16 protein-coding genes are annotated in these 17974 nt (G+C 60.5%); 14 read left to right on the top strand and 2 right to left on the bottom strand.

What is annotated here, in order from left to right; genetic code table 11:
• The first annotated feature begins 7 nt into the window (after positions 1 to 7).
• From BMY91_RS08515 to BMY91_RS08470, 10 genes are all read left to right on the top strand, one after another.
• A complete protein-coding gene (locus tag BMY91_RS08515; protein ID WP_090820893.1) occupies positions 8 to 889 on the top strand; it encodes an NAD(P)-dependent oxidoreductase in 882 nt (293 codons plus the stop codon).
• Positions 876 to 1688, top strand: a complete 813-nt coding sequence (locus tag BMY91_RS08510) for an alpha/beta fold hydrolase (protein ID WP_175538677.1) — start codon at positions 876 to 878, stop codon at positions 1686 to 1688. The genes BMY91_RS08515 and BMY91_RS08510 overlap by 14 nt, the downstream gene beginning before the upstream one ends.
• Before the next feature lie 52 nt (positions 1689 to 1740).
• A complete protein-coding gene (locus BMY91_RS08505) occupies positions 1741 to 2346 on the top strand; it encodes a cysteine hydrolase family protein (protein ID WP_175538676.1) in 606 nt (201 codons plus the stop codon).
• 174 nt (positions 2347 to 2520) lie between these two features.
• A complete protein-coding gene (locus tag BMY91_RS08500) occupies positions 2521 to 3309 on the top strand; it encodes an SDR family oxidoreductase (protein WP_090820887.1) in 789 nt (262 codons plus the stop codon).
• A 177-nt stretch (positions 3310 to 3486) separates the two neighbouring features.
• Positions 3487 to 4761 (top strand): CaiB/BaiF CoA transferase family protein, encoded by a 1275-nt coding sequence (locus BMY91_RS08495; RefSeq protein WP_256212651.1) that lies wholly within the window; start codon positions 3487 to 3489, stop codon positions 4759 to 4761.
• Between the two features lie 33 nt (positions 4762 to 4794).
• Entirely contained in the window at positions 4795 to 6012 is a 1218-nt protein-coding gene (locus tag BMY91_RS08490) for an acyl-CoA dehydrogenase family protein (RefSeq protein WP_090820885.1), read from the top strand.
• A gap of 46 nt (positions 6013 to 6058) precedes the next feature.
• Positions 6059 to 7285 carry an acetyl-CoA C-acyltransferase gene (locus BMY91_RS08485; RefSeq protein ID WP_090820883.1) on the top strand — a complete coding sequence of 409 codons (1227 nt, stop codon included), beginning with the start codon at positions 6059 to 6061 and terminating at the stop codon, positions 7283 to 7285.
• Positions 7285 to 8088 carry an enoyl-CoA hydratase/isomerase family protein gene (locus BMY91_RS08480; RefSeq protein WP_090820881.1) on the top strand — a complete coding sequence of 268 codons (804 nt, stop codon included), beginning with the start codon at positions 7285 to 7287 and terminating at the stop codon, positions 8086 to 8088. Before BMY91_RS08485 ends, BMY91_RS08480 begins: the two co-directional genes overlap by 1 nt.
• Complete coding sequence (locus tag BMY91_RS08475; RefSeq protein WP_090820879.1) at positions 8085 to 8951, top strand: 3-hydroxyacyl-CoA dehydrogenase family protein; 867 nt, start codon at positions 8085 to 8087, stop codon at positions 8949 to 8951. The genes BMY91_RS08480 and BMY91_RS08475 overlap by 4 nt, the downstream gene beginning before the upstream one ends.
• A 77-nt stretch (positions 8952 to 9028) precedes the next feature.
• Positions 9029 to 9928, top strand: coding sequence for a LysR family transcriptional regulator (locus BMY91_RS08470; RefSeq protein ID WP_090820877.1), 900 nt, complete (start codon positions 9029 to 9031; stop codon positions 9926 to 9928).
• A 16-nt stretch (positions 9929 to 9944) separates the two neighbouring features.
• Here the strand turns inward: BMY91_RS08470 and BMY91_RS08465 are convergent, their stop codons facing one another.
• Complete coding sequence (locus tag BMY91_RS08465) at positions 9945 to 11672, bottom strand: helix-turn-helix domain-containing protein (RefSeq protein ID WP_090820875.1); 1728 nt, start codon at positions 11670 to 11672, stop codon at positions 9945 to 9947.
• A 194-nt stretch (positions 11673 to 11866) separates the two neighbouring features.
• Between BMY91_RS08465 and BMY91_RS08460 the strand changes: the two genes are divergently transcribed.
• From BMY91_RS08460 to BMY91_RS08445, 4 genes are all read left to right on the top strand, one after another.
• Positions 11867 to 13501 carry a flavin-containing monooxygenase gene (locus BMY91_RS08460; RefSeq protein ID WP_090820873.1) on the top strand — a complete coding sequence of 545 codons (1635 nt, stop codon included), beginning with the start codon at positions 11867 to 11869 and terminating at the stop codon, positions 13499 to 13501.
• Between the two features lie 71 nt (positions 13502 to 13572).
• Positions 13573 to 14943, top strand: a complete 1371-nt coding sequence (locus BMY91_RS08455; protein WP_090820871.1) for an NAD-dependent succinate-semialdehyde dehydrogenase — start codon at positions 13573 to 13575, stop codon at positions 14941 to 14943.
• Between the two features lie 25 nt (positions 14944 to 14968).
• Positions 14969 to 16018, top strand: coding sequence for a 2,3-butanediol dehydrogenase (locus BMY91_RS08450; RefSeq protein ID WP_090820869.1), 1050 nt, complete (start codon positions 14969 to 14971; stop codon positions 16016 to 16018).
• Between the two features lie 88 nt (positions 16019 to 16106).
• Positions 16107 to 16781 (top strand): alpha/beta hydrolase, encoded by a 675-nt coding sequence (locus BMY91_RS08445; protein ID WP_256212650.1) that lies wholly within the window; start codon positions 16107 to 16109, stop codon positions 16779 to 16781.
• A 75-nt stretch (positions 16782 to 16856) separates the two neighbouring features.
• Here the strand turns inward: BMY91_RS08445 and BMY91_RS08440 are convergent, their stop codons facing one another.
• Positions 16857 to 17957 carry an NAD(P)-dependent alcohol dehydrogenase gene (locus BMY91_RS08440; protein ID WP_090820866.1) on the bottom strand — a complete coding sequence of 367 codons (1101 nt, stop codon included), beginning with the start codon at positions 17955 to 17957 and terminating at the stop codon, positions 16857 to 16859.
• Positions 17958 to 17974: the final 17 nt, after the last annotated feature.

Below are 17974 nucleotides of genomic sequence, written 5' to 3'. Positions count from 1 at the left end.
TGCCACCATGAGCACCCCCAAGATCACGTTTGTTGGCGCTGGCGCCATTGGCCTGCCGATGGCCGTCCGCGCCGCGGCGGCAGGCACCGTCACCGTCGTCGACACCTCGCCTGAGAGGTTGGCCGAAGCACGCTCGCATGAGCTGGAAACGTCCGACTCATTGAGCGCGGCACCGGCCGCGGACGTGGTCTTGGTCATGGTGGCAACGGCGCAGCAGGCCGAGTCAGTCCTCTTTGGTCCGGGCGGCGTGTACGAGACCACCGCACCCACGGCTGTCGTCGCACTCCTTTCCACCATCGGCCCGGCCGCCATGGAGAAGATCGCAAGCAACCGGCCCAGTGATGGACCAACGCTGCTTGATATCCCCGTTACGGGTGGCATCCCTGGGGCGATTGCGGGCACGCTGACCCTCTTCTCCGGCGGTGACACCTCAGCGATCGAGCAGATCCGTCCCGTACTCGAAAGCATGGGCAACGTGGTGCTCGCAGGACCCAATCTGGCTGATGGCCAAGCGTACAAAATCGTGAATCAGCTCCTCGCCACCAGCCAACTCGTGGTGGCTGCCGAAGCATTGGCCTTCGCAGAGAAGCTCGGCTTGGATGCCGCCAAGGTGTTCGAGGCAGTCAAGGGTGGCGCGGGTGGATCGTGGATGCTCAGCCACTATGGCCCGCGGATGCTGACCGAAACCAGGGACATCGCCGCTCGGGTGGACATTTTCCTCAAGGACGCTGCGTTGGTGGGCGAAACGGCAACAGCAGCGGGCTACAAGGGCGAGATGATCGACGCTACCGTCGCAGTCCTGGAGAAGGCGGTGGAACAGGGCCTGGCTTCGGAAGACGCTTCTGCAGTGATCGATGTCTACCGTAAGGGCGCCTATGGACGTGGCTAACTTCTTCCGCACCAACGACGGCGTGAGGCTCGCTTACGACGACGAAGGCACCGGTCCCGCCGTACTGTTGGTGCACGGTTTTTCCTGCCAGGCGGCGCACTGGGCCTTCCAGCGGGACGCCCTTCTCGACGCCGGATACCGGGTGATTGGGATCGACCTGCGTCTTCATGGAAGGTCCGAGACTCCGCCTCACGGACAGCGCATATCGCGCTTCGGCGCAGATCTTCGGGAACTGCTGGAACACCTGGACCTTCAGAACGTTGCGGTGGTGGCGCACTCCATGGGAGTCTCGGTTAGCCTGGCCTACTTCAGCCTCTACGGAACGGACCGCGTCGCAGCCTTCGTGGCGATTGACCAGTCACCAAAGATCGTCAATGACGACTCATGGCATGGTGGACTCCGGTCCGTTGAGTGGAGCAACCTCTGGGACGCCGTCAACTACCGCGTTCCGTGGGGCGATTGGTCACGTGAGCCCGCCATGCCCGCCCATGTGCAGCAACTCATGGCTGAAGCGGGCCCCCTCACGGAGTACCCCGAAGGGGCCGTGCGGCAATTGATGGTGGACCATTTCTCGGCAGACTGGCGGGATGTTCTTCCAGGCGTAGGGGTTCCGGCCTGGGTGGCAACCGGACGTCACTCCCCTGTGTTTCCGGAGGAGGGAATGCGCATGTTTTCGGATGCCTTGCCGAAATCATCCCTCAGCATCTTCGAACACAGCGGCCACTGCCCGCACTGGAACGAACCTGAGGCCTTCAACCGCGAGCTGCTGGCTTTCCTGAATGGTGTTACGGTTAGTTGATATTTCAAGTAATACCTTAACGAGCAGCACGATTCATATCAAGGAGATCTCTGTGGCAGAAGCCTCTATCGACCTGACCAAGACGGCGCTCCTTCTGGTGGACCTCCAGAATGACAACGTCCATGAGAACGGAGCCTTCGCCTCCTTTGGGGCCGCTGATCACGCCAAAGAGCAGAATCTCGTCGCCAATGTCCGCAACGTTGTTCGCTGGGCGCGGGAACAATCCCTGCCGGTGATCCACAATCGGATCGTCTTTTATCCGGGCCACAACTTCGGCGGAACCAATGCTCCCATCTTCCGAATGATCGGACCCGAGTCGCTCAAGGTTGGATCGTGGGGCGCTGATGCACTGGAAGGCCTGGAAGCCCTCCCCAACGAACCGGTCCTGACCCGCAACCGCATGAGCGGCTTCAACGGAACCGGCCTGGACGTCCTCCTCCGGAATGCGGGCGTCGACACCGTCATTGTGGTGGGCGTCTGGACCAACATGGCCGTTGAGCACACCATCCGGGATGCGGCAGATCACGGATTCCGGGCCGTCCTGGTGAAGGACGCCACGTCCAGCATCAACGCCGAATGGCACCAGGCCGCGCTTTCCTATGCTCTGACCAACATTGCCGAGTTCACTACCACCGAAGAGATCACGCAAACGTCCTGACCAACGCGTGAAGGGACCGCCCGCCGGACTTCCGGCGGGCGGTCCCTTTTGCCGCGCCTCGGCCTATTGATGCCTCCAAGTCATCAATAGACGCCGATATAGGTCTTGGACAGTGGGCAAAGGTGCTCAGTAGTGTCGGAGCCATCCCATGAGGCACGAACAAAGGAGTCACCCATGGCAGGACGAGTAGACGGCAAGAGAATCCTCATCACTGGTGCGGGCAGCGGCATGGGCAGGGCAGTGGCCCGTAGCCTGGCGGCCGAGGGCGCATTGCTGACCATCTTCGATCTCAATGCCGAGGCGGCCGAAAAAGCTGCGCAGGAGATTGTGGCGGACGGAGGCAGGGCCATCGCAACTTCAGGCAATGTGGTTGATCGCAAAGATGTTGCTGCCGCTGTCATGGCAGGAGTCGAAGAATTTGGCGGCCTGGATGTGATGTTCGCCATCGCGGGCATCATTCGCCCCATGCATTTTCTCGACGTGACGGAAGAGAACTGGCGAACCACCCTGGATGTCAATGGTTTAGGGTCCCTGATCTGCCAGCAGGAGGCCGCCAAGCAAATGATCGCGCAGGGAACTGGCGGAAAGTTGATCCTTACGTCCTCCATTGCCGGCCGCCAGGGTTACCCGAACTTCGCGCCGTATTGTGCAAGTAAATTCGCCGTCAATTCCCTCGTGCAGGCCGCAGCAAGGGGACTGGCCGAACACGGCATCACCTGTAACGCCTTCGCCCCCGGCGTGGTGGACACGCCGCTCTGGCGCAAGCTGGACCTGGACATTATGGAACTGGGAGACACGAGTGCACCCGGTCAGGCATTCGAGGAGTTCTCGGGATCCATCCTCGCAGGACGGCCCGGTACGCCGGAAGATGTGACCGGGACGGCCCTCTACCTGGCTTCCTCCGACTCCGACTACATGACTGGCCAGGTTGTCATGATCGACGGCGGCATGGTGCTCGTCTAGCCGGACAGTCCCCCTAGAAGATGAAAGCAGCACCCCGGACAACCTGGGGTGCTGCTGTTCCTTGGGCCATCTCTGATTATTACCTCATCTGCATCAATAGGAAAGCGAATAAGTATTGGACTGATGGTAATCCAGCTGGGATGGTTGTTGTATCGACAACGATCCCCTAGGAGAGCCGTGACGATCCACACCAGCCCCGGCGTTGCCGGGCCAAAGACGGCCCTGGACGACGCCCCGCAAGAACAGACGTTTCCCGCCGACATGTTCGGACGCATAGGCACCGGCCCGCTGTCGGGAATCCTCATAGCCGACTTCGGCAGGGTTTTGGCCGGTCCCTACTGCACTATGCTGCTGGCCGACATGGGAGCCACAGTGGTCAAGGTTGAAAGTCCCGACGGCGACGAAACCCGCGCCTGGAAGCCACCGGTTCGGGACGGAGAGTCCACGTATTACCTCTCCATCAACCGCAATAAGGGTTCCATCTCCTTGGATCTGCGGGATCCCGAGGACCAGAAAATCGCCTTGGATCTTGCCTGCCGGGCCGACGTCGTGGTGGAAAACTTCAAGCCAGGCGGCCTGGATCGCTTTGGGCTGGACTACCACTCGGTGGCCGCCACCAATCCAAACGTGATCTATGCATCCATCACGGGGTTCGGGACGGCCGGAGGCGCATCCCTCCCCGGTTATGACCTTTTGGTGCAAGCGATGTCCGGCTTGATGAGCCTGACGGGATCACCGGACAGCCCGGCGTACCGCTCCGGCGTGGCAGTCTTTGACGTCATCACCGGGCTCCACGCAGCAATCGGTATCCTCGCCGCCCTGCACGAACGCGATCAGAGTGGTAACGGTCAGCGGATTGAAGTCAACCTGATGGCATCGGCATTGTCCGGAATGGTCAATCAGACTGCCGGATATCTCCTGAGTGGGACAGTTCCCGCCAGGCTGGGAAATGAACACCCGAGCATCTACCCGTACGAACCACTTATGACGGGCGATGGTGAGATCGTTATTGCCATCGGCAATGATCCCCAGTTCCGGAAGTTATGCCAAGCATTGGGACTTCCCCACGCGGCCGACGACCCCCGGTTCGCCGTAGCTCCGGATCGAAGCCTGAACCGGGAGGAACTCAGGCCCATGCTCCAAGCGGCCCTCGCCCGGAAGTCGTCAACAGAATGGTTCGACATCCTCACCGAATGCGGCCTCCCCTGTGCCCCCATTAATGACGTCCGGCAGGGCATCGACTTCGCGGAAAGAATAGGGCTGGACCCCGTGGTCACCATCGGCCGCGGCCCTGGGTCGATGCCTACAGTCCGCAATCCCATCACTTTCTCAGAGACTCCCGTCAGCTACGACCTGGCTCCGCCAGCCCACGACGCGGACAGGCAATCTGTTCTGTCCTGGCTTGCAGCGACGTCTCCGAAAACCACAGCCCACATTCCCAACGACCGCTGAACAGCTGGCCTGTCCGTCAAGAAAGGCGCAGAAATGACCGCCACCACAGATCGCAGAACATCCGAACGTACCACTGCAACCTCCGACTATTTCCTCCTGGATTCAGATCTGACCGCTGAGGAGATCGCCGTTCGGGACAAGGTCCGTGACTTCGCAGAGAACCGTGTTCTTCCGGTCATCAATGAATATTGGGAAAAAGCAGAGTTTCCGGATGAACTCCTGGAGCCGCTGGCCAAGCTGAACATCATCGGAACCATCATCGAGGGCTATGGCTGCCCGGGCATGAGCCGCAAAGCCGCAGGCATGGTGGCCCGTGAAATGGCTCGCGCCGACGGTAGCCTCAACACGTTCCTTGGCATTCACTCGAACCTGTGCATGGGCGCGCTCAACATTCTGGGCAGCGACGAACAGAAGGAAACGTGGCTCCCTCCCCTGGCCAGGATCGCCAAGACAGGGGCTTTCGCCCTCACGGAACCGGATCATGGATCGGACTCTGTCGCGTTGGAGACCGAAGCCCGCCGCGATGGCGAGCACTGGGTCATCACCGGGCACAAGCGTTGGATTGGCAACGGCCACTGCGCCGATGTCATCGTGCTGTTCGCCCGGAACGCCGAGGACGGCAATGTCAACGCTTTCGTGGTGGAGAAGGATGCCAACGGCAATTACCCGGCAGGATACTTTCCCACAGTCATCAGCGGAAAAGTCGGCAAACGGGCCATACTCCAAGCCGATATCGAGATACGCCAGATGCGCCTGCCCGCAGCCAACCGGCTGGAAGGCTGCCACTCCTTCAAGGATGTCTCCCGGGTCCTGCAGGCGACCCGCGGCGGCGCGGCCTGGGAAGCAGTCGGCCACGCCATGGCGGCCTTCGAAATAGCCGCCGACTACGCACGAACACGGCACCAGTTCGGAAAGCCCATCGGGTCATACCAATTGGTCCAGTCCCGGCTCGCCAACATGCTCAGCGAACTGACCACCATGCAATTGTTGTGCACGCGTATGGCAGAACTCGCCGACCGTGGGCAGTTGACGAACGCCCAAGCTTCCATGGTCAAGATGGCAACGTCCCAAAAGGGCAAATGGATCTGCAATGAAGCCCGGGATCTGCTGGGCGGTAACGGCCTGCTTTTGGAAAATCACGTAGTCCGCCACATGACCGACATGGAAGTCGTCTCCACCTACGAGGGAACAGATTCGATGCAGGCCCTGATCGTCGGACGCGACATCACGGGCATTTCGGCCTTCAACTGATCCCCACCCTCACCCCTTCCACGAATGACGAAAGATTGGACCAACCATGCCTGAGGCTTTTCTGATAGGTGGCGCCCGCACCCCTGTGGGCCGCTACGGCGGAGCCTTGTCCGCTGCCCGTCCGGACGACCTTGCCGCACTCACCGTGCGGACCGTCGTCGAACGCGCCGGCCTGGACCCGGCCGTCGTCGATGAAGTGATCCTCGGCAACGCCAACGGAGCCGGTGAAGAGAACCGGAACGTTGCACGCATGGCGTGGCTGTTGGCGGGCTTCCCGGACAGTGTTCCAGGCATCACCGTCAACCGGCTGTGTGCGTCCGGACTGAGTGCGATCATCATGGCCAGCCACATGGTCAAAGCAGGGGCGGCTGACATTGTGGTTGCCGGAGGTGTGGAGTCCATGAGCCGGGCTCCCTGGGTGATGGAAAAGCCTGATAAGGCCTTCGCCAAGCCAGGAGTGGTGGTGGACACCTCCATTGGTTGGCGCTTCGTCAATCCGGCATTCGTTTCCGGCCCATTATCCCGCGAAGGTAAAACTTCCTTTTCCATGCCGGAAACGGCTGAGGAGGTTGCCCGCGTCTTTGGCACCTCACGCGATGACTGCGACTCTTTCGCCGTGCGTTCCCACGCGCGCGCATTGGCCGCCATCGAGGCTGGCCGTTTTGATGACGAGATTATTCCCGTCACCATTACCGGCAGGAAGGGCGTCCAGACAGTGGTCAGCAGGGACGAGGGTCCGCGCCCCGGTACCACCATGGACGTACTCTCGGGCCTGCGGCCAGTAGTACAGGGCGGTTCCGTCGTTACGGCAGGCAACGCCTCGTCTCTCAACGACGGCGCCTCCGCGATCATCGTTGCATCCGAAGCTGCCATCCAAAAGTACGGCTTGACACCCCGGGCGAGGATTCTCGACGGCGGTTCAGCCGGCGTTGCGCCTGAGATCATGGGAATCGGGCCGGTTCCGGCAACCCGGAAGATCCTGGACCGCACCGGCCTGTCAGTGAGCGATCTCGGTGCAGTGGAACTCAACGAAGCCTTCGCATCGCAGTCACTCGCCGTGATGCGCGAGCTCAAACTCGCTGAGGAAACGGTCAACTCCGACGGCGGTGCAATCGCGTTGGGTCATCCGCTCGGTTCGTCAGGTTCCCGCTTGGTGGTCACCCTCCTGGGACGCATGGAACGAGAGCTCGGGAGCGAGCAACGCAAGCTGGGGCTGGCAACCATGTGCGTCGGAGTCGGCCAAGGAACGGCACTCCTGGTGGAGGGAGTGTGATGACGGCTTCCACATCGACCCCGGAGGTCCAGAACACCTCAGGGTTCACCACATTGAACGTGGAGCAGGGAGACGATCGCTTGCATGTTCGCCTCCACCGCCCCGAAGTGCGCAATGCCATCGATGCGGCAATGGTCGAGGAACTGCATGCGGTATGTGCTGAACTTGAGTCGAACCCCAGGATGCTGATCTTGTCAGGAACCGCTGCCGATCCGTCGAGCGGGACGAAGGCAATATTCGCCTCGGGTGCCGACATCGCCCAACTACGCGCCCGTCGTCGTGATGACGCGTTGGCCGGCATCAACTCCTCACTTTTCAACCGCATTGCAGTCCTTCCCATGCCAGTCATTGCCGCCCTGGACGGCTTCGCTTTGGGCGGCGGCGCCGAACTGGCCTATGCCGCCGATTTTCGAATCGGCACTGCGGGCCTCCGCATGGGCAACCCGGAGACCGGACTGGGGATCCTGGCCGCCGCGGGTGCCACGTGGCGGCTCCGTGAACTGGTGGGAGAACCTCTCGCCAAGGAGATCCTGTTGGCCGGCCGCATCCTCACCGGCGAAGAATGCCTCGATGCCGGACTCATCACCCAAATCGTTGAGCCGGAAGAACTCACCCAGGCCGCCAACGCGCTTGCAGACCGTATAGCGCGTCAAGATGCCCTGGCAGTGCGGCTGACTAAGTCAGTGTTCCACGCCCCCAGGGAGGCCCATCCTCTGATCGATACCCTCGCGCAGGGCATCCTTTTTGAATCCCCTGCAAAATTCGATCTCATGCAACAGTTTTTGGACAGGAAGAAGTCATGACCGGCACAGATTCAATGATTCCGAACAATGTAGGAGTCTTGGGAGGCGGACGCATGGGCGCAGGCATCGCGCATGCGTTCCTCATCAAAGGCGCCACAGTCACTGTGGTGGAACGCGACGCCGACGCCGCTCGGACTGCCAGCGAGCGATTGGCCGCTTCCGTGGACGCGTCGTTCCAACGTGGTGCGTTCAGCGGCGATCGGCAGGAAGTTCTCGGCAGGTTGACTACCACCACGGACCACACTTCCTTTGCTTCCTGTGGACTCGTGGTCGAAGCCGTGCCAGAGGATGCCGGACTCAAGACGTCGGCATTAGTCGAGGTGGAACGCCATCTGTCCAGCGGGGCCTTCCTGGCAACCAATACGTCGTCACTTTCGGTGAGCGGACTCGCAAAGTCGTTAGCCAGGCCAGAGTCGTTCCTTGGCCTTCACTTTTTCAACCCCGTGCCTGCGTCCACTCTTATTGAGGTGGTGGTTGGTGACAAAACAGCGGCTGGCACCGTTGCCGCTGCCCGGGCTTGGGTAGCCGGCTTGGACAAGACGGCCGTAGTGGTCAAAGATGCACCAGGCTTTGCATCGTCCAGGCTGGGTGTCGCGATTGCCTTGGAGGCTATGCGCATGGTGGAAGAAGGCGTGGCAAGCGCTGAGGACATCGACAACGCCATGGTCCTTGGCTATAAACATCCCGTGGGCCCGCTGCGGACCACCGACATTGTTGGTCTCGACGTGCGCCTTGGCATTGCGGAGTACTTGGAGTCCACTTTGGGGCCCAGGTTCGCTCCGCCGAAGATTCTCCGGGAAAAAGTCGCCGCTGGACAGCTGGGCCGGAAGGCAGGGATTGGATTCTACGATTGGACCGCCTAGAGTCATATTATTGCCCACTTCCCTAACCCAACCGGCGCAGTGATACCTTCGATGCAATAATCGGAAGGAAATCCCCTGTGGAAATCAGCCAGCTCCGCGCCTTTCTTGCGGTCGCAGAAGAACTTCACTTTGGTCGGGCCGCGGAGCGGCTGCACATGGCGCAGCCTCCCCTGAGCCGGATCATCAAGCAATTGGAGCGGGAGCTCGGAACCCGCCTGCTGGACCGGACCACCCGATCCGTGAAGCTGACAGCCAGCGGCCAGGCGCTCATAGCACCGGCCTCGGAGGTACTGGAGGCATTGCGCCGCGCCGAAGACGCCGTCCGATCCGCGGACGACGGCGAGTCAGGCCTCGTGCGCATCGCATTCGCAGGTGTATCCACGCACCCGCTTGTTGCGCGGTTGGCACGGCTGGTACGTTCACAGCGGCCGGGTATCCAACTGGAGCTCTCAAGCCAGAACTTTGCCCAACCGGCGATGACCAAGCTCGTGCAAGGCGAGACCGATATCGCTTTTGGGCGCTGGGATGTCATTCCGGCCGACATAGCGTCCAAAGTGGTCATGCGGGATTCCCTGGTGATTGCACTTCCGGACACTCATCCCCTGGCCGGGTCGCGGCGCCTATCCATTTCGCGCTTGGCGACCGAAGGCTTCATCTCCTTGCCGGCATACGAAGGTGCCGTGCTCCCGGACAGGCTCCGCCGCCTTGCCCACGACAACGGCTTCGTACCCACCATTATTCAAGTGGCACCGGATACCCAGACTGCATTGGCTCTTGTCAGCGCCGAGGTCGGTTGTCATTTGACCCTGGGTTCCGTGGCAGGGAACGCCACCGATCCCCACGTGGTGTTTGTTCCGCTCGAAGATTCCACCACGGATGTGGATCTTCGGGCGGCATGGCGGCGGCAGGACCCAAATCCTGCCCTAGGGGCGGTACTGGCCGAAGTCACGAATCTTGAGGACATGACTGCCGCCTAGCCCGCGGGACCAGGCCCTAGATGGATCCTTCGCCGGCATCGAGCCCCAGTTGACGGAGGCGGCGGTACAGCGTGGTCCGCCCTATTCCGAGCAATTCTGCCGCTTCCGACTTGTTCCCGCCGGCTGCTTCCATAGCTCGAATGATGGCATCCCGTTCAGCTGACTCGATCAGGGACAGATGACGCCTCGGAGGGGCCTGCTGCAAGTGCTTGGGAAGATGCTTGCGTTCGATCAGCGAAGCACTGACAGAACCGAGCAATTCAGTGAGCGTCTGCACGAGTTCCGAGACATTGCCGGGCCAGTTCCATTGCACCAGAGACTGCAAGGCGGCCGGCGAGATGCTGTGTCTGGAATGCGGGTCGAGGTCATTGAGGATACGAGTGACCAGCCCCGGAATTCGTTCGGGAGTGTCGCTCAACGCAGATGTCTTTCTCTGCACACCCAACTCTTCGACGTAGGATAACATCGATGCGGAGGACCCGCTGGCGTGCGTCGTCAGGAACAGGACGCCCGCTGCCGGCGAAACACTGAGTCTGGCTCCATGGCGCGAAACCACTTCCCTTAACGACAGCAATTCGTCGTCGGCCAAGGACTCAATTCGCCGAAGCAAAACGTCACTGCCGGCTTCCAGAAGGCTTTCAACCGAGCTCCACGGTATGCCTTCAACCGACGGCACAAAAGTTTCCAGAGGGCATGTCCTGCCCCATTCCGCCCGCAACTCATCCACAGCCGTGGATCTTCCCGACCCCACAGGTCCGTCCACAACAACGGCTACCGCATCCCGTGGCGTCCTGAGGGCCGGCTTCGAAACTAAGCGCAGAGCCTGCAACTGAGGAGCCGAGTCCTGGCGGGGGCTGGGTGTTTCAATTTCAGCGAAGTGAACGACGAAGTGACCACGGTGCCCGTCTGCGACTCTCCGGGCAGTGATTTCCAGGCGCGTCCCCTCAAGCTCGCGTCGGAGAGTTGCACTGGATTGCCAGTCGTGGGAGTTAAGGACCTCCCAGAGCATGACGTGGGAGGCAACACTGACGTACGGCAGCCCTGGAGTGTTGGCTAGTACGGATTCGTGATCCAAGACAACTGTGGGCCGCTGCGAACTGGTGAATCTCATGAAGGACATGGCCAAGGCCAGATCCTGAGGTCTGGACGAAGCACGTAACCGCTCAGCGATCTGCTGACTGATCTCCCGCGCAAGGGAAAGCATGATGGGGTTCGCTGCCTCCACCGGGCTGCCCAAGGCAATCGACCCCACCACCAGTCCGGCAGGTGTGTAAATGGGTGCCGCGGCACATGCGTTCGCGGCCAATGCGTCGCTGTAATGCTGGCTTCCCTTGACGAAAACCGGGCGCTTTTCCACCATTGACGTCCCCAAAGCGTTGGTGCCAATGGAGTCCTCGGAGTAGTCGAATCCTTCAGCTGCATGCAAGTTGTCCAAACGCTGACGCTCGCTGCTATCGCTGGCACGCCTGTCAACAATGCTGCCGCCACGGTCACTCAGGAAAAGGGTAGTACCCGTGTCAGCCAACTGATGCTGCCAGCGGTCAAGGACCGGAACCGCCGCACGGCCTAGCAGTGTGTCTGTATCCACTTCCCGAAAGCGCTGCGGCGCAGCGCTTTCGGCGGCACTGCTGATGGAACGGCGCCAACTCCTGACAATGAGGTCGGGGACATCATTGGCCTGGTAATTCCCTGTGAGTCCCACACGGATGAGTTGCTCTCGTGCTGCCCTCACTGGATCTGTCATCTGCGCACCTTTGCGATGTTTGGTCAGTTCGCTCGAAAGTCTCGGATTATTGCGTTTGGGGTATCAAAACCGCCATTTCGAGCTAATTGGAAGTGTTCCATAGTGAAACACCGGCTACGTCTTCGGCCACCAGAGACTGGTAACTACGAAGTGAATTATCTCACACCGCCCTATTAGTCGGAGGAGCACACATCATGGACAACGTCGTCCCCACCAAAGTCCAGGATCTCGACGCATTGGTCGTCGGGGCAGGATTCGGCGGCATTTACATGCTGCACAAGTTGCGTAACGAGCAAGGCCTCAACGCTGTGGCCATCGATCGTGCAGGAGGCGTCGGCGGGACCTGGTTCTGGAACAAGTACCCGGGCGCCCTGTCCGATTCAGAGAGTTTTGTCTACCAGTATTCCTTTGATCGGGAGCTTTACAAGGACACTCCGTGGAAGACTAAGTTCGTTCCACAGCGCGAAATTCTTGCCTACCTTAACGGCGTAGTGGACCGCTATGCGCTCCGGGAGCACATTCAACTCGAAACAGGCATGACCGAAGCAGAGTTTGACGAGTCCACGGGCACGTGGACAGTTCAGACCGACCGCGGAATCACCTACCGATCTCAGTTCCTGGTCACCGGACTCGGTCTCCTTTCAGCTACCAACCTGCCAAAGTTTGAGGGAATGGACTCCTTCAAAGGCCGCTTGGTACACACCGGAGCATGGCCCGAGGACCTCGACCTCACCGGCAAGCGCGTAGGCGTGATCGGCAACGGTTCCACGGGCAATCAGGTGATAACCGCCACCGCTCCCGTTGCCGCGCACCTGATCTCTTTCCAGCGGACGCCGCAGTACAGCGTCCCCGCAGGCAATCGTGAACTGAGCGAACAGGAACTGCGAAACCACAAGGATAATTTCGACGCCAACTGGGACCAGGTACGGAACTCCAGCGTAGCCATGGGTTTCGTGGAAAGCAGTGTACCTACCTTCAGCGTCTCCCCCGAAGAACGTGAGCGGATCTACCAGCGGGCTTGGGAGGAGGGCGGCGGATTCAGGTTCATGTTTGAAACCTTCTCAGACATCGCTACGGATCCTGCGGCCAACGAAGAAGCCGCCAAGTTCATCCGCGCTAAGATCGCCGAAATCGTCAAGGACCCCGAAACCCGCCGGCACCTGACCCCCACGGATCTCTACGCGCGGCGGCCTCTGTGCGACTCAGGCTTCTACGAGACGTTCAACCGGCCCAATGTCTCGCTGGTCAATGTCAAGGAGAATCCGATCTCACATGTTACGGAGGAAGGAATCGTCACTGCTGATGGAACACTCCACGAGATCGACGTCCTGATCTGCGCGACGGGTTTTGACGCTGTTGACGGTAACTATGTCCGGGTGAACATCCGGGGCCGTGACGGGGAAAGCCTGAAGGAGCACTGGGCCGATGGGCCCACCAGCTACCTCGGCATGGCCACTAGCGGTTTCCCCAACATGTATATGATTCTGGGCCCCAACGGACCCTTCACCAACTTGCCGCCGTCGATCGAGACGCAGGTGGAGTGGATTGGGCAGACCATCAGCCACATCACCAGCTCCAACATCGGCTGGCTCGACGTCAAGCCCGGTACGGAAACTGACTGGACGGACGTCTGCGCTGATATAGCCGATCAAACGCTCTTCCCCAAGGCAGCTTCCTGGATCTTCGGTGCCAATATCCCGGGCAAGAAGCGGACAGTCATGTTCTACCTGGGCGGCCTGAAGCAGTACCGGTCCATCCTCGCCGATGAAGCCTCAAGCGACTACCCGAGCTTCTTGACCGCCGCGGAAGCTCTGGAGCCAGCGGCCTGACCACCTTGGACACAGCGCCCGGGGCGGCTCCCCCGCCCCGGGCGCATCCCTCATCACACGAAGGTTTCACCATGAAGAAATATGCAACAGTGGATCCCACGAGCGGTCAGGTGGTGCAGGAATTCGACACCATGACGGACGCGGATGTGGCTGATGCCTTGGCTCGCTCCGCCACAGCTTACCGGCGTTGGCAGTCCCAGGACCTGACCGAACGGCGCTCGCTGCTTCAGCGGATCGCTGATCTGCACAGGCAGCATTCCGTGGAGCTGGCAAAACTGATGACGCTTGAGATGGGCAAGCCAATTTCACAGGCCAAAGCCGAAGTGGAATTGTCCGTTTCCATCTATGAGTACTACGCCCGCAATGGTGAGGAGTTACTCGCGGATGAGGAGCTCACCATCGCCGGAGCGGGCCGCGCACTGGTGCGCACGGCTTCGATAGGGCCCCTCCTTGGTGTTATGCCGTGGAATTTTCCGTACTACCAGGTTGCGCGATTTGTGGCGCCAAACCTTCTCCTGGGAAACACCATCTTGCTCAAGCACGCCAGCAACTGCCCGCAACAGGCGTTAAGTATTGCCGACCTCATTACAGCAGCAGGCGCCCCGGACGGTCTCTACCAGAATCTCTTTGCCACATCGGCGCAGATCGCCGATGTCATTGCCAGCCCCTTGCTCCAAGGGGTGTCGCTGACCGGGTCCGAGAAAGCAGGAAGCGCAATCGGCGCCCTGGCGGGCCAGTACATGAAGAAATGCGTGCTGGAGCTAGGAGGTTCCGATCCATTACTTGTACTGGCCGCAGCTGACATCAAGAAGGCCGCGAGCGCGGCGGCCTCCGGACGTTTCGGTAACGCCGGGCAGGCTTGCACCTCGTCCAAACGACTCATTGTGGAAGAGTCCGTATGGGAACCGTTTGTTGCTGCCTTCCTTGAAAAAGCAGCCGAATGGCAGGCCGGCGACCCCATGAGCATCGATACGCGCCTCGGACCCATGTCCTCCTATCAAGCACGCACGGAGCTGGCTGAGCAAGTGGACGACGCCATTGCGAAGGGGGCAACGGTCCACCAAGGCGGCGTTGTCCCTGACGGCCCCGGCGCCTACTACCCCGCTACTGTCCTGTCGGGTGTGACACCGGATATGCGTGCTTACCGCGAAGAGTTGTTCGGTCCCGTTGCTGTCCTGTACCGGGTGGCATCAGTTGACGAAGCCATCGACTTGGCCAACGACTCCCCCTTCGGGCTTGGAAGCGCGGTATTCACCGAGGACCAGGAATTGGCAGCCGATGCGGCCAACCGCCTTGAAGTGGGCATGGTGGGCATCAACACCACCATCAAGAGTGCACCGGATCTCCCATTCGGCGGCGTCAAGACGTCCGGCATTGGACGCGAGCTTGGCAAGTTCGGACTCAACGAGTTCGCGAACAAGAAACTCGTCCGCATTATCTAGTCACCAATCACGAAAAGGAGCACACATGCGTGCCGCCGTGTATTACGGGAAGAACAAGGTTGCCATAGAAGACGTCGCCGAGCCGTCACCAGGGCCGGGCGAAGTGAAAGTCAAAGTGAGCCGCAATGGCATTTGCGGTACGGATCTCCACGAGTACTACGACGGTCCCATCTTCATTCCACCCACTGAGCCCCATCCCCTGACCCATAAATGCTTGCCACTCACCTTGGGCCATGAATTCTCCGGCGTGATCACCGAAGTGGGTGCCGGCGTGACAGATGTGCGGGAGGGTGACCGTGTGACAATCGAACCGATCTACCGCTGTGGCAAATGCCGTCCCTGCCGGACCGGCCATTACAACCTGTGCAACGTCATCGGCTTCCATGGATTGATGGCCGATGGCGGAATGGCCGAGTACACGGTGGTACCCCGTAACCAGATCCATCATCTGCCTGACAGCATTTCCCTGGAGATGGGCGCTCTGGTGGAACCGCTCTCGGTGGCGTATCACGCAGCAGTGATGGGCGAAGTCAATGATCAAAGCCGGGCTCTGATCTATGGTGCCGGCCCCATCGGCATCGGGCTTTGGTTCGCTCTTCGAGGAATGGGACTGACCGAGATCGACGTCGTGGAGCCGTCAGAGACCCGCCGCAAGTCCATCGAGGCCCTTGGGGCACGCACGCTGGATCCCACCTCGGTGGACATTCCCGGCCTCATTGACGAGAGAACCAAAGGTGACGGCGTTGATGCCGCCTTCGACGCAGCTGGAGTAACGCCAGCGGTGGAGTCGGCCCTCGCATGCCTGGGCGAACGCCGCCCTTTGGTGAGCGTCGCGATTTACGACAAGCCCCTACCTACTCCCTTGATCCAGTTGGTACTGCGTGAACGACGGATCCAGGGAACCATTTGCTACACCAAGGATGACTACAAGGCGGTCATCGACCTCATGGCAAAGGGGCATTACGACACCACCGGTTGGGTGGAGGACGTGCCGCTGAGCCGCGTCGTTGAAGATGGCTTTGAGCAACTCAAAGCCGGACAGAAAATGAAGCTCCTGGTGGACCCCAGCAGCTGATCGGCGCTGGAGAGGGAATACTGGCAAAAGGGTGTTTGTTGAAGATTCAACAAACACCCTTTTTGCATCAGGATCATCAGGAGAGCTCATGAACACGCAAGACGTCCCGCCAGCACCGGCCGCCGAATCCATGACCAGCCCACACGTCACTGCCTCAGCGGGCTCAACCGATCCATCCGCACCGCTGGTGGTGCTGCTCCACGGCAGAGGCTCGAATGAGCGCGAAATTCTTGGCTTGGCAGGGCACCTGCCCGAGGGGCCCGCGTATGTAGCGCTCCGGGCGCCCATCGGCGAAGGCGGGGGCTACGCTTGGTTTGCCAACCGGGGCATCGGCCGGCCCATTGCAGGGTCCCTTGCGGCGGGTATGGAATGGTTCCACCGTTGGCTTGAAGAGATTGCACCCGAAGACCGTCCCGTTCTCGTCATCGGTTTCAGCGGCGGTGCCGCTTTCGCTGGCGGACTCATCCTCGCAGAACCCCAGCGATTCGCCGGGGCAGCCATTCTTTACGGAACGCTACCCTTCGACGCCGGCGTGCCAGTGACGCCGGAACGGCTGTCCGGGCTCCCCGTCTTCGTGGCCCAAGGCGATCGCGACGGCGTTATCCCGGCAGAGCTGCTAGGCCGCACCTGGAACTATCTGCTGACAGAGTCCGCAGCAAACACCCATTCACGCCGGGACCCCGGTGGACACCAGATCACGGCCGAGACCGTCGCCGAACTCAGTGATTGGATCCAGGACGTCACTGCTGCCGGAACAGCATAGTGTCGCGGCGCACATGAGATGACCCGGCCGGTGAAAACCGGCCGGGTCTTTTTCGCCCAGCTCAGAACCGGCAGTTCAGAAGACGATCACTGGCTTGATGGTCTTACCACTCTTGGAGTCGGCAAACCCTTGGTTGATGTCCTCCAGCGAATAGTCGCCAACGAGCCTTTCAAAGGGGAAGCGTCCTTCCTTCCACAGCTGAATCAGCCGCGGGATAAATACCTGCGGGACAGAGCTGCCCTGCACAACAGTCTTGAATGTCCACCCCTTCACCAGAGACGCTCCAATTTCGAAACTGACTTCAGTGCCGGGCTTGGCAGCACCCACCAGCGCCACAGTCCCGCGGACGCCCAGAGCATCGGCAGCCTGGCGAAGCAATGCCGGAATTCCCGTAGTGTCCACCACATAGTCGACACCTTGATCGGCAGTAATCTCCCGCAGACGATCCGCTACGTTTTCCGTGAGTGAATTGATCACATGCGTGGCACCAAGCTCGCGGGCCAGCTCCAGCCGCGAATCATGGATGTCCACGGCAACGATCGTGGCGCAGTCGGCCACCTTGGCCGCCATGACGGCCGCGCATCCTACAGCCCCGGTACCAAAGACCAGCAGCGAGGATCCAATGTCGGGTTGGAGCTCATTGAGCACTGTCCCCGCTCCAGTGTTGATGCCGCAGCCCAGCGGCCCCAAGTGCTCCAAGGGGATGTCTTTATCAACCCGGACGATCGATTCCTCAACCACGTTCGCGTACGTCGCAAAGGATGACTGGCCGAAGAAGTGAGACGAGATGACCTCGCCATCCTTACTCAGTGACGTCTGGCCGTCCATCCGCCGCCCACCAAAGTCGGCGACCATCAGATTTTCGCAGTAAGCCATTTGCCCGTTGCGGCAGCGTTTGCAGTGTCCGCAGTACGCAGCAGCCAGGACCACATGGTCCCCGGGAACGACGGACACAACGGAGTCACCCACAGCTTCGACTACACCAGCCCCCTCATGCCCGAGGACTGCCGGGAGGGGCGTGGGGTAGACCCCGTCACGAACCAGCACGTCCGTGTGGCATATTCCGGTGGCAACCAAGCGCACCCTGACTTCATTGTGCCGGAGGCCGTCCAGCTCAAGCTGTTCAATGGTGAAGGGCTTGTCATGCTCACGGGCTACGGCTGCAGTTATCTGCACTGCACTCTCCTATGGTG

Origin of the sequence: Arthrobacter sp. yr096 (assembly GCF_900108925.1) — a bacterium.
GTDB lineage: Bacteria > Actinomycetota > Actinomycetes > Actinomycetales > Micrococcaceae > Arthrobacter.
This window is presented reverse-complemented; position numbering and strand designations above follow the sequence as displayed.